This window comes from Paraburkholderia sediminicola (assembly GCF_046026675.1).
Lineage (GTDB): Bacteria > Pseudomonadota > Gammaproteobacteria > Burkholderiales > Burkholderiaceae > Paraburkholderia > Paraburkholderia sediminicola_F.
On sequence record NZ_JAQQEY010000002.1, the window covers coordinates 3,297,439 to 3,309,591 of the forward strand.

A 12,153-nucleotide genomic window follows, 5' to 3' on the forward strand; every position below is an offset into this window, starting at 1 on the left:
CAAAAAATCATGTCCTGGCCACATCGCCATCTTATTTCATAAATGAAATCACATATTTCAAATTCGAAAACGACAGGTGCATAATAGGCGGACTTCCCGTCCTTCCTGCCTCTCTCCAGACAACGAGTCCCCGCCGTGAGCACGCCCCTCTTCGACCCCGCGCAGCGCCCTCGCATCTGGGCCGTCAGCATCAGCCGTCTGCGCGATCTGTTCTTCGACATAGCCGGCGAGTACGTCGAACGCGCCGATCTGCGCATCGTCTCGCATGGCTTCGAAGACGCCGTGCATGAGATCGACGCGGTCGGTGCCGGGCGTCCGGATGTCGTGATTGCCGGTGGCTCCAACGGCGCGTATCTGAAAACGCGTGTCAGCGTGCCGGTCGTGCTGATCGGCCCAACGGGCTTCGACGTCATGCACGCGCTCGCTCGAGCACGGCGTGACGGCACCAGGGTCGCACTCGTCACGCACGGCGACACGCCAGACGAAGTGCGGCGCTTCATCGCCGCGTACGGCATCGACGTGACATTTGCGTCGTATCAATCGGCGCAGGATGCGGAGAGCGTCGTTCTCGATCTGCGTGATCGCGGCATCCAAGCCGTGGTTGGCCCGGGGCTCATCGCCGATCTCGCGGCGAACGCCGGCATGGGCGCGGTGTTTCTGTACTCACGCGCATCGGTACGTGCCGCGTTCGATACCGCACTCGAAGTCGCGCAGGCCACCCGCCGCGAAACAGTTCGGCGTCAACGGCTTGACAATCTTCTGCAGCATCTGCGCGACGGCGTCGTTGCGCTCGATGCGCAAGGGCGCGTCGAAGCGATGAACCAGCGCCTTGCCAGCGTGCTCGGCATCGATGCGGCGCAGGCAGTGGGCCGTGCGCTGCTCGACCTCGCGCCCGATCTCGCAGGCAGCTTGCCGGACTCAGACGGCGACACGTTCTGCACGGTACGTGGGGCGAGCTACGTCGTGCATCGCGGGCCGCTCGCGAGCAGCAGCTCTGCGGCAGGCACCGTGCTGACGTTTCAGGAATCGCGCGCGGTCGAACGGCTCGACCGCACGTTGCGCTCGCGGCAGCGCGTTCAACAGTTCAGCGCGCGTTATCAGCTTGGCGATATCGTCGGTGTATCCGATTCGATCGAACGGGTCCGCACGCTCGTGCAGCGCTACGCCAAATCGGACGCCACCGTGCTGATCCTCGGCGAAAGCGGCACCGGCAAGGAGATGGTCGCGCAGAGCATGCATCAGCTGAGCGCGCGGCGTGACTTCGCCTTCGTCGCCATCAATTGCGGCGCGTTTCCTGAGGCGTTACTCGAGAGCGAGTTGTTCGGTTATGAGGAAGGCGCGTTCACCGGCGCGCGCAAAGGCGGTAAAGCGGGGCTGATCGAAGTAGCGCACCGCGGCACGCTGTTTCTCGATGAAATCGCCGAGATGCCGCTGTCGTTGCAGAGCCGGTTATTGCGCGTGCTGCAGGAACGTGAGGTCGTTCGGCTCGGTTCGACGGAGCCGACGCGAGTGGACATCCGGGTCGTCGCGGCAACGCATCGTGCGTTGACCGAGGGCATCGAGGCGGGCAGTTTCCGCGCGGATCTTTACTACCGGCTCAACATTCTGAGCATCGCCCTGCCGCCGCTGCGCGAGCGGCCAACCGATCTGCTGCCGCTCGCGGTCGAACTGTTGCTGCAAGCGGCGTCGCGTGAGCCGAGACTCGCCGCTCGTCTGCCCGATGCGGATGCGGCCAGACGCGTCCTTGCCAGTCTCAGTGAACCGTTAAAGCGTTACACGTGGCCCGGCAACGTACGTGAACTACAGAACGTGATCGAGCGGATTGCAGTTGAACTGGCAGACGCAGACGTGGACACGGGCACCGACTCAAACGGCGCAGCAGAAACCCTCTTTACGCGCGAGGTGCTGCGCACCGTCGCGCCTGAAATCTTCGAGCAACCCCACTCGCGCACGAAGAAAGCAGCGCTAACGTTACGCGAGCGCAGCCGTCACGTGGAGGCCGACGAAATCCGCGCCGCCCTCGCCGCCTGCGACGGCGATCGCGATGCGGTTTGCCAGGCGCTCGGCATCAGCAAGACGACGTTATGGCGGAAGCTGAACGCGGCGCAGTAGCCTGAACCACGCCACCGTGCTTCACGGCATTCTTTGCCGCATTCGCACCGGCGCGCGCGATGAACATGCTGGGCGTCATCCCGCAGCATCGCTTGAAATGCCGGCCGAAGTGGCTTTGATCGAAAAATCCCACCTCCGTGGCGACAACCGATCCCGGCACACCTTCGAGCAACAGAGTCTGCGCCCGCTGAATCCGCAGCCCACACAGATAGCGATATGGCGACGAACCATACTGCTGACGAAACACCGTCGCGAAGCGCGACACGCTGAGCGCGGACAGCGCGGCGAGTTGCGCGAGCGTCACCGGCTCGTCGAAATGGGCTTCGATAAACGCCCGCGCGGCATTGAGGCTGATGGACTGTTTCATGACGTCGCGATAGTCGAGCGGGGCGCGGCTTGCTTCGCGAACCGGGTGACGGAAAACACGTCGAGGGGAATGTCCGTACTACCTGTATCGATGAGCTCGGCCAGCGTCTCGCCAACCCCCGGACCGATCTGGAAACCGGACCCGCAAAAACCGAACGCGTAGTAAAGACCGTCGACCTTGCTGCTCGGCCCGATCACCGGTTCGCCGTCAGGCAGATAACTTTCCACGCCGCTCCACACACGAATCACATGCAGCGGCGCCATCGCGGGCACGAGCCGCCGCAACTGCGCAACTTGCCGCACGGAATTGCGCGGCAGAACCGATGCGCGACACGTCACGGTATCAGCCGGCCCACCGGGACCACCGCCGACAATGATATTGCCGCGCGGAATCTGGCGAAAATAGATGCTCTCTTCCTTGATCGATGTGAACACACCCATCGACGACTTGAACACATACGGCACCGGCTCGGTCACGGCCATCTGCGGTCCGCTCGCGACGAGCGGAACGGGCTCGCCGAACTGCTCGGTGAGACGGCTCGCCCAGGCACCCGCGCAGATCACGAGTTGCGCGGCCCAATACACGTCGCCGCCTGCACTCTCCACGCGAAACCGCTCGCCGTCTTTTTCGACACGCACGATCTCGGTGTTCTCGATCACCTGGGCGCCGAGCCGCGCCGCCGCACGACCAAACGCGGGTGCAGCGAGACGCGGATTGGCGTGACCATCGAGTGGCGAAATCGATGCCGCCAGCACCTCGCGTCCGAGAAACGGAAAGCGTTGGAACATGGCCTCGCCGTGCAGCACGTTGAGGTCGAGACCATAAGCGCGGGCGTCGATTGCATATTGATCGAAATTCTCCACGTCGTTCTGGTGATAACACACGCGCGTGTGGCCCGACGCCAGAAACTCGATGTCCTCGCCAAGCAGCTCCGTGGAACGTTGCCATGTACGCAGTGCGCGATTCGCCATTGCCAGTTGCGGCAGCGCGCGACCCTGCCGGCGAATGCCGCCGAAGTTCACGCCGCTCGCCTGCTGCCCCGTGAGTCCACGTTCGAGCAGGATCACCGAACGCTTGCGCCGACGCAGGAAGAAGGCGGTTGTCGTCCCCATGATGCCGCCGCCGATCACAATCACATCGGCTTCGCTCGTAGTCGTCGCGCTCATTCGCTCACCTCTTCGGCGAGCGCCACAGGCAGCGGCTTGACCGGCGCCTGACCGCGCAACCGTCCCACTGAGGACAACGGCACACAAGCCGCCGCCGCAATGATCTCAGCGCCTGCGTGGCCGCAATAGCGCCCCTGGCAGCGGCCCATGCCGACGCGCGAAAACGCCTTCGCGCGATTGGCTTCCTGCGCGCCGGTCGCGTGCACCACACGGCGCAGCTCACCGGCTGTAATCGCTTCACAGCGGCAGACGATCGTTTCATCCGGTAGGGCTGCGGCGAATTTCGATGGCCACGGAAAGGCTTCGCGCAAGCCCGCGGCAAAGCGCGTGAAACGCGCGAGTTCGGCGCGCAACTGCTCGACACCGCCAACCTGCATGCCGAGATCGCGCAACGCCGCCAAAGCCGCGAGGCGCCCCGAACGTTCGGCGGCGTCCGCACCGCGCACTCTTGCGCCGTCTCCCGCCAGATAGACGCCCTTGATGCTGCTACGGCCGTCGTCGTCGATTTGCGGAAGCCACTGCTGCGCCTTGTCGTCGAACAGGAAGCGGCACCCTGCGAGGTCCGCAAGCTGCGTCTCCGGACGCAGGTGATAACCGAGCGCGACTGCGTCGCATGCCAGCTCTAAAAGTTCGCCGTCAGCCAAAGCAACCACGACGCCGCTTACGCCCTCTTGCGGCGAGCCTTGAATCTCCAAAGGCTGCACGCCGCGATGTACCAGCACGCGCGCCTTTGCGAGCACACGCGTCAACGCAATCCCCTTCTTAAGCGCGGCGGGAATTGCCAACAAACGCGGCAGCGCAGCCACACGCTGCCAGAACGTCGACGTATCGAGCACTGCAGCCACTTGCGCACCCGCCTTCACGTACTGCGCGGCCACGAGATACAGCAGCGGCCCGCTGCCCATCATCACGATGTGTGAGCCGATCGCGCAGCCCTGCGATTTCAGCGCAACCTGCGCGCCGCCGAGGCTATACGTGCCGGCCTGATGCCAGCCCTTGACTGGCATCAGCCGATCCGTCGCGCCGCTGCAAACAATCAGGGAATCGAACGTTAGCGTCTGGTAGCGCTTGCCGCTAGCCAGATGCACGGTACCCGGCGAGATATTCCAGACCAGCGTCTCCGGCAGATAATCGATCTTGCCCTTCAACGCATCGAAGCTTTGATGCAGTGAAGCAGCACGTTCAGCTTCGGTGCCGTACAACGTCTCGTAGCTACGCGAAAAACCTTCCGGTTGCCGCCGATAAATCTGGCCACCGTCACGCCGCCCTTCATCGATGACCGTCGGCCGCAGCCCCGCTTCGACCAACGCCTGTGCAGCACGCACGCCCGCCGGCCCGGTGCCGATGATCACTACACGCGGGGCCATACACCCCCCGCGGCTTCGGCCAGCTTCGTGACGATCGACATGCCCGGCGCCGCAGGCGTACTGCATGCCCGCATGCGTTCGCCTTGCGCCGTCCAGACCCAGCAATCCTGACAAGCGCCCATCAAACAGAAACCGGCACGGCGGCCGTCGCCGAATTCGGAATCGCGCAACGAACTCACGCCGGTCAGCAAGGCGACCATCAGCGTATCGCCCTCGGCGGCTTCGCGCACGACGCCGTCCACCGTAATCGGAAACGTCTTGCGACCCGTCTCCGCGAGCCGCACAAATCGTCCGTTCATACCGGGGTCGCCTCCTCGGTCTGCAAGCGATTCAACTCGGCGGCCGGATGATGGCAAAGAATCTCCGCGCCCGAAGGCAGTTTCTTCAGCGACGGCGGCGTCATATTGCACATTCCGTCGATGCGCACCGGGCAGCGCGCGCGGAACGCGCACAACTCGGGAATGTCCGCGCTCTCGCCCATTGCCGGCAACGCGGCACAACCGATCTCGCGGCGCGCATCGAGCCAGCCCGGTTTCAAAGCGGGCACTGAATCCACCAGCAATTCCGTGTACGGGTGATACGGCGGCGCCGCGAGCACGTCACGCTGCCCGGCTTCCACGCGATGCCCCGCGTACAGCACGATAACTTCGTCGCAGATGGCGCGCACGGTCGAGATGTCGTGGCTGATAAACATGTACGACACGCCGAGTTCACGGCGCAATTCGGCCAGCAGGTCGAGAATCGCCGCGCCGACCACCGTATCGAGCGCAGAGGTCACTTCGTCGCAGAGGATCAACGCCGGATCGGCCGCAAGCGCGCGCGCCAGATTCACACGCTGCTTCTGACCGCCGGACAGTCCGGCAGGCGTACGCGTGGCAATCGAAGCCGGCAGCTTCACCAGATCGAGCAGTTCCAGCATGCGTTTCTTCGCAGCCGAGCCACTCAGATGGTGATAGAACGCGAGCGGACGGCCCAGAATATCGGCGATCGAATGGCTCGGGTTTAACGCCGTATCCGCGTTCTGAAACACGATCTGAATCTGGCGATACTGCTCCGGCGTGCGGCGCGACAGTTGTGCGGGCAACGGCTTGCCATCGAACAGTACCTCGCCGCCCGCGCGGTCGACAAGACCTGCCACCACGCGCGCGAGCGTCGTCTTGCCGGAGCCGGATTCGCCGATCACGCCGAGCGTGCTGCCGCGCGGAATCGACAAACTGACGTCGTCGAGCACGCGCACGGCGGGATTGCCAAAGCGATCGATACGTCCGTAACCCGCCGAGAGTCCGCGAATTTCGAGCAGCGGCGGGATATGCTTGCCGAGACTCTGCGGCGTCTCCAGCTCCGCTTCCGGACGACGTGTAGCGGCAAGCAGTTGACGCGTATAAGCATCCACCGGCGCGTCGAGCACCTGCGCGACCACGCCATTCTCTTTCACCGCGCCGCCATTCAGCACGACGATGCGGTCCGCCATCTGCGCGACCACAGCCAGATCGTGCGACACGTACACGGCGGTCGTGCCGAGTTCGCGGATCACTTTCTTGAAGGCCGCGAGCACTTCGATCTGCGTGGTGACATCGAGCGCGGTGGTCGGCTCGTCGAACACCACCACAGCGGGATCGGTGATCAACGCCATCGCGGCCATCAGGCGCTGCAACTGGCCGCCGGACACCTGGTGCGGATAACGCTCGCCGATCGTCTCCGGCGCGGGCAGCGCCAACGCGCGGAACAGGTCGATCGCTTTCGCGCGCGCCACGTCTTTCGTCATCAGGTGATGCAGCAATGCCGGCTCGGTCACCTGATCCATGATCGTGCGCGCCGGATTGAACCCTGCCGACGCACTCTGCGCGACGTAGGCCACGGTCCGTGCCCGCAAGGCGCGACGGCCCTTGGCATCGAGCGACAGCACATCCACCTCGCCCACGCGCACCGAGCCACTGCTGATCGAGCATCCTGCCCGCGCATAACCGAGCAAGGACAACGCGATGGTCGTCTTGCCCGAGCCGGACTCGCCGATCAGCGCCAGTACCTCGCCCTTCTTCACCGAAAAATCGACGCCCTTGACGATCTCCGTCACCGGCCCCGGCGCCGCACCGGCGACGACCCGCAGGCCCTTCACTTCAATCATGTCCCGATCAGCCATCATGCACCTCCATGGCTACGGCCACGACGCCGCAAGTTGTCGATCAGCAGATTCATGCCGATGGTCAGCGTCGCAATCGCAACAGCCGGCATCAGAACGGCAGGCGCGCCCTCGGACAAACCACCGATGTTCTCGCGCACGAGCGAACCCCAATCAGCGTTAGGCGGCTGCACGCCAAGGCCAAGGAAACTCAGCCCGCTCAGCAGCAGCACGATGAACACGAAGCGCAAACCGAAATCGGCGAGCATCGGATGAATCATGTTCGGCAGTACTTCGACGCGTGCGATATAGAAGATGCCCTCGCCGCGCGCTCTCGCCACCTGCACGTACTCGAGGCCCATCAGGTTCACCGCGAGCGAGCGCGAAATACGGAATGCGCCGGGGATATAGGCCAAAGCGGCAACCGTCGTCAACATCGGGATCGACGAACCGAACGCGGCGATCACCACGAGCGCGAGCACCTTGCTCGGAATAGAAATCAACGCGTCGAACAACCGGCTCAGGATTTCATCGACCCAGCGCCCCGACACTGCGGCAAGCAAACCGAAGAACGTCCCGATCAAACTGGCGAGCACCGCAGCGGCCAGCGCGAGGCCCATCGTATAGCGCGCGCCGTAGAGAATCCGGCTCAACATATCGCGGCCGAGATAGTCGGTGCCGAGCGGATACGCCGCGCTATAGCGGCCGAAAATCTCAGTCGATGTCAGCGTTCCGCCTTTATAAGGTGCAACCAGCGGCCCGATGAACGCGACGATCAGCCAGAAAGTCACCAGCACGAGGCCGATCAGGCCGAGCACGGAGAAGCGGTGCACCAGCCGTTTCAACACGCCCTGCTTCAGTGCGGCCGTCTCGACGACCGGCGGCTCGATAGCGGGTTCATCGACGCCCAGGTCGTACAGCTCGGTGCTGGCATGGGGCACATGAGGAACGTGGGGATTGGTAGGTTGGCTCATCATCGACGCAGCCTCGGATTGGACACAATTTGACACAGGTCGGCGATCAACACCAACGTGAGATACGCCGCGCAGAACACCATCACGCAGCCCTGCACGAGCGGCATGTCACGGTTGGTGACGGCGTCCACCATCAGGCTCGCGAGGCCGGGATAGTTGAAGATCGATTCCACGATCACCACGCCGCCGAACAGATACGACAGGCTCAACGCCACCGCATTGGCAATCGGGCCGATGGTGTTGGGCAACACATGCCGCAATACCACACGCGCGGGCGACGCGCCCTTCAACACCGCCATTTCCACATACGACGAATTGAGCTGATCGAGCACCGCGGCTCGCGTCATGCGCGCCATCTGCGCGACGATCACGCAGCACAGCGTCATCACCGGCATCGCGTAGATGCGCAGCAGCGCGCCGAACGAATGGACCTCCGAGAGATACGACAGCGCCGGCAGCCAGCGCAGCTTGACGGCAAAGATCAGCACGGCGATGGTGGCGATCAGAAACTCCGGCACGGCCACCGTCGACAGCGTGAGCACGTTGAGCGTGCGATCGAGCAGCGAACCACGAAACATCGCCGACGAAATACCGATCAGCAAGGCCACGGGCACCGAGACCAGCGCCGTCAGCCCAGCCAGCACCAGCGAATTCGGCAGGCGCGTGGCGATCAACTCGCTCACGGGAAGATTGTTCGACAGCGAGGTGCCGAAGTTACCGCTGACAATATGAATGAGCCACTCGAAGTAGCGTTGCAGCGCCGGCTGGTCGAGCCCGAACTGATGCCGCAATGCCGCGACGGCTTCCGGCGTTGCCACCTGGCCGAGCGCCTGTTGAGCGGCATCGCCGGGAAGCAGCCCGGTGATGGCGAACACGACCGCCGAGACCAGCAGTAGCGTAAGCAGCGCGAGGCCAAGGCGCGCGGCGATGAGTCGTTGCGCGTGTGCTTTCATCGAAAGTCGCCTCCTAGTTTGAAGCCGCACGCCGCTCGATAAGCGGCGCGCGTATTGCCGGGTCCAACTTTTCCAGTTCGTCAGACTGGAAATCTTTCGTTAACGCTCGTCAGGCATTACCGTTCACGCATCCAGCCAGACGTTTTCCGCGAACATGAAGCCCATCAGGCCAGCCAGCGGAATCGAGCCGAGGCCCTTGAGTTTCGTCGTGTAGGCATCGAGCGAACTCTGGAACAGCGGAATACCGACACCGCCGGTTTCATGCACCAGCACCTGCATGTCGCCGTAAATCTTCTTGCGCTTCGCATCGTCCGGTTCGCCGCGTGCCGCAAGCAGCAACTGATCGAACTTCGGGCTCTTCCAGTTCGCTTCGTTCCACGGTGCATCCGACTTGAAGAACTGCGTGAAGATCACGTCGGCGCTCGGACGCGCGTTGACATTGCCGAAACCCAGCGGATGCTTCATCCAGTGGTTCGACCAGTAGCCGTCGGCCGGCACGCGCGACACCTGAAGATTCAGACCGGCTTGCGGCGCCACCTGCTGAAGGAACATCGCCATTTCAACCGACCCTTCCGCCGCCGGCGAAGCGAAAATCTGGACCGGCGCGCTGCCGACCTTCGCCTTCTGGAAATGGAACTTCGCCTTGTCCGGATCGAAGGTACGCTGCGGCAAGCCGGCCAGGTAGTACTTGTTGGTCGGGTCGATAGGCTGGTCGTTGCCGATCGCGCCGTAACCCTGGAAGATCGCGCGGCGCATCTGCTCGCGGTCCTGCAGGTACATCATGCCTCGCCGAAAATCGTCGTTGCCGGTAATGCCGCCTTCGTCGCGAACCACCAGGTCGGTGTAGAGACCCGTCTTCGTCTCCAGCACGGAGAAACCACCCGCGCCCTTGATCTGCGTGGTCGAACGCGGGCTCACCGCATTGATCAGTTGCACGTCGCCCGAGAGCAGCGCGTTCACACGCGCCGATTCGTCGCCAATGCCGATCAGTTCGACTTCGTCCAGGTGCGGCAGGCCCGGCTTCCAGTACTTCTCGTTCTTCACGCCAACCGTACGCACGCCCGGCGAGAATTCCTTGACCTTGAACGGACCGGTGCCGACCGCCGTTTTGAAGTCCTTGGTGCCATCCTTGATGATCTGGAAATGCGAGGTGGCGAGAATCACCGGCAGGTCGGCATTCGGCCCTTCGAGCGTGATCGTCACTTCGTTCGGACCCGTCGCCTTCACTTCCTTGATCTGATCGGCGAGCGTCTTCGCTTTCGACGCCGTCGCCGGATCCTTATGGCGCATGATCGAATACACGACGTCTGCCGGCGCGAGCGACTTGCCGTCGTGGAACTGCACGCCGGGGCGCAGCTTGGCGACCCACACCGTCGCATCCGTCGTCTCCAGCGAGGTGGCGAGCGCCATCTTCGCGCCGAGATGCGAATCGAGTTCGGTCAGGCAGTTGTAGAACATGAAGCCGCGGACATAGTCCGTGCCGAGCGCACCCTTTGCGGGATCGAGCGTGTCGGCGGCCGATGCCGACTGCGTCGCCACCCGGATCTTGCCGCCCTGCTTCGGCTTCGCTTGCGCAAATGCCTCGCCGCTCGCGGTCAGAAGACCGGCGCCCGTCACCGACATCATCCCGGCCGCGGCCATCGCGCGCAGCACGCCGCGCCGCGACGTGCCTTTTGACGTCAAGCGCTCCAGCTCGGTGCCGAGTTGAAGAGCGCCATGTTGTGAGGTTTCCTTATTCATCGAACTTCTCCGCGAGGGTGACAGGGATAGCAGCGTGGTTTTTAATGGCAAATGCAACAGTGAAGAATCAATAGAAAATGTCTTTGATGCGGTAGTACGTGCCCACCAGCGGCAGGAACCACGGTTTGCCTGTGTGGCCTGGAATCGCGGGCCACTCGGACTCGCGCCACGGATTGCGCTCTTCGTGGCCGTCCATCACGTCGGCCATCACCTGGCCCATGTGCGTCGACATCTGTGTGCCGTGGCCGCTGTAACCCAGCGAGAAGTAAATCCCGTCGTGCTGCCCGGCATGCGGCAAACGGTCCGCGGTCATGTCCACGAGGCCGCCCCAGCAATAGTCGATGCGCGCATTGGCCAGCACCGGGAACATCGCCGCGAGACCTTGATGCAGAATCCTGCCGCTCTTCGCATCGGAAGGCCGCTCGGATGCCGTGAAGCGTGCGCGGCCACCAAACAGCAAACGTGAATCCGGCGTCACACGGAAGTAGTTATGCATCAGCCGCGTGGTGGTGTACGCGCGCCGGTTCGGAAAGACCTGTGCCAACAGTTCCGGCGACAGCGGTTCCGTCACGACGATGAACGAACCGACCGGCGCCAGCCGCCGGCGGTACCAGCCGAACGGACCATGCCGCGACGGGCCGGTGGCGATCAGCACCTGCTTCGCGCGCACTTCGCCGCGCGCGGTGGTGACCTTGAAGCCGCCGCCGTCCTTCGCGATCGCGGTGACCGCCGCGTTTTCGTACAGCTTCGCGCCGCGGCGAACCGCGGCATCAGCGAGTCCGACCATGAACTTGCCCATATGCATCTGGCCGCCGTGCCGTTGCAGCAGTCCGCCGTAAAAACTGTCCGACTGGATCTCGCTGCGAATCCGCTCACGTCCGATTAGTTCGATATCCGTATCGACTTCGCGCCGGATCGCCTCCGCCGTCTTCTCCAGATACGCCAGGTGATGCGGCTTCGACGCCAGCTTCAGCTTGCCGGTCGCGCTGTAATTGCAATCGATGTTTTCCTCGCGAATCAGACGCTCGACCGTATCGACCGCGTCCGAAAACGCGCGGTAGCAGGCGCTCGCCCGCTCCACACCCAGTTGCGCGACCAGCGCGACGAAGTCCTGCGCGACGCCGGTATTGACCTGCCCGCCGTTGCGCCCGGACGCGCCGCCGCCGATGCGCCCCGCGTCGAGCACCGTCACCGAGGCGCCGCGCTTACCCAACGCCTGCGCCGCCGAGAGCCCGGTGAAGCCGCCGCCGATCACGACAACATCGGCCTGACCTTCGACCGGACCTTCACACGCCGAAACGAGCGGCGGTGCGGTGTCGAGCCAATAGGAATCGAGCTTCATCCGGTCTGTCCTT

Annotated in this window: 10 protein-coding genes; 1 reads left to right on the forward strand and 9 read right to left on the reverse strand. The window is 63.6% G+C overall.

All coding sequences use genetic code 11. The features are described from left to right. Window positions 1-135 precede the first annotated feature (135 nt). The gene (gene prpR / locus PQQ86_RS34480; RefSeq protein ID WP_408277498.1) at window positions 136-2,112 is read left to right on the forward strand and encodes a propionate catabolism operon regulatory protein PrpR; all 1,977 of its coding nucleotides are present in this window, start codon (window positions 136-138) and stop codon (window positions 2,110-2,112) included. Here prpR and PQQ86_RS34485 read toward each other — a convergent pair. From PQQ86_RS34485 to PQQ86_RS34525, 9 genes are all read right to left on the reverse strand, one after another. Further along, window positions 2,069-2,479 carry a helix-turn-helix domain-containing protein gene (locus tag PQQ86_RS34485; RefSeq protein WP_093641162.1) on the reverse strand — a complete coding sequence of 137 codons (411 nt, stop codon included), beginning with the start codon at window positions 2,477-2,479 and terminating at the stop codon, window positions 2,069-2,071. The genes prpR and PQQ86_RS34485 overlap by 44 nt on opposite strands. Further along, entirely contained in the window at window positions 2,476-3,645 is a 1,170-nt protein-coding gene (locus PQQ86_RS34490) for an NAD(P)/FAD-dependent oxidoreductase (protein ID WP_408277501.1), read from the reverse strand. Before PQQ86_RS34490 ends, PQQ86_RS34485 begins: the two co-directional genes overlap by 4 nt. Beyond that, window positions 3,642-5,012, reverse strand: a complete 1,371-nt coding sequence (locus PQQ86_RS34495) for an FAD/NAD(P)-dependent oxidoreductase (protein ID WP_408277506.1) — start codon at window positions 5,010-5,012, stop codon at window positions 3,642-3,644. The genes PQQ86_RS34490 and PQQ86_RS34495 overlap by 4 nt, the downstream gene beginning before the upstream one ends. Beyond that, a complete protein-coding gene (locus PQQ86_RS34500; RefSeq protein ID WP_408277509.1) occupies window positions 4,997-5,311 on the reverse strand; it encodes a (2Fe-2S)-binding protein in 315 nt (104 codons plus the stop codon). The genes PQQ86_RS34495 and PQQ86_RS34500 overlap by 16 nt, the downstream gene beginning before the upstream one ends. After that, window positions 5,308-7,152 (reverse strand): ABC transporter ATP-binding protein, encoded by a 1,845-nt coding sequence (locus PQQ86_RS34505; RefSeq protein WP_408279430.1) that lies wholly within the window; start codon window positions 7,150-7,152, stop codon window positions 5,308-5,310. The genes PQQ86_RS34500 and PQQ86_RS34505 overlap by 4 nt, the downstream gene beginning before the upstream one ends. Then, on the reverse strand, window positions 7,152-8,108 hold the full coding sequence (locus PQQ86_RS34510; protein WP_408277512.1) for an ABC transporter permease: 957 nt from the start codon (window positions 8,106-8,108) through the stop codon (window positions 7,152-7,154). Before PQQ86_RS34510 ends, PQQ86_RS34505 begins: the two co-directional genes overlap by 1 nt. Next, on the reverse strand, window positions 8,105-9,058 hold the full coding sequence (locus tag PQQ86_RS34515) for an ABC transporter permease (RefSeq protein WP_408277514.1): 954 nt from the start codon (window positions 9,056-9,058) through the stop codon (window positions 8,105-8,107). The genes PQQ86_RS34510 and PQQ86_RS34515 overlap by 4 nt, the downstream gene beginning before the upstream one ends. A gap of 123 nt (window positions 9,059-9,181) precedes the next feature. Next, a complete protein-coding gene (locus PQQ86_RS34520; RefSeq protein ID WP_408277517.1) occupies window positions 9,182-10,798 on the reverse strand; it encodes an ABC transporter substrate-binding protein in 1,617 nt (538 codons plus the stop codon). 67 nt (window positions 10,799-10,865) lie between these two features. Then, a complete protein-coding gene (locus PQQ86_RS34525) occupies window positions 10,866-12,140 on the reverse strand; it encodes an NAD(P)/FAD-dependent oxidoreductase (protein ID WP_408277520.1) in 1,275 nt (424 codons plus the stop codon). Window positions 12,141-12,153 lie beyond the last annotated feature (13 nt).

What these genes read in the sequence shown, in the direction of transcription:
- PQQ86_RS34485 (WP_093641162.1), bottom strand. Translation starts at nt 2,479, where the DNA reads ATGAAACAGTCCATCAGCCTCAATGCCGCGCGGGCGTTTATCGAAGCC.
- PQQ86_RS34490 (WP_408277501.1), bottom strand. Translation starts at nt 3,645, where the DNA reads ATGAGCGCGACGACTACGAGCGAAGCCGATGTGATTGTGATCGGCGGC.
- PQQ86_RS34495 (WP_408277506.1), bottom strand. Translation starts at nt 5,012, where the DNA reads ATGGCCCCGCGTGTAGTGATCATCGGCACCGGGCCGGCGGGCGTGCGT.
- PQQ86_RS34500 (WP_408277509.1), bottom strand. Translation starts at nt 5,311, where the DNA reads ATGAACGGACGATTTGTGCGGCTCGCGGAGACGGGTCGCAAGACGTTT.
- PQQ86_RS34505 (WP_408279430.1), bottom strand. Translation starts at nt 7,152, where the DNA reads ATGGCTGATCGGGACATGATTGAAGTGAAGGGCCTGCGGGTCGTCGCC.
- PQQ86_RS34510 (WP_408277512.1), bottom strand. Translation starts at nt 8,108, where the DNA reads ATGATGAGCCAACCTACCAATCCCCACGTTCCTCATGTGCCCCATGCC.
- PQQ86_RS34515 (WP_408277514.1), bottom strand. Translation starts at nt 9,058, where the DNA reads ATGAAAGCACACGCGCAACGACTCATCGCCGCGCGCCTTGGCCTCGCG.
- PQQ86_RS34520 (WP_408277517.1), bottom strand. Translation starts at nt 10,798, where the DNA reads ATGAATAAGGAAACCTCACAACATGGCGCTCTTCAACTCGGCACCGAG.
- PQQ86_RS34525 (WP_408277520.1), bottom strand. Translation starts at nt 12,140, where the DNA reads ATGAAGCTCGATTCCTATTGGCTCGACACCGCACCGCCGCTCGTTTCG.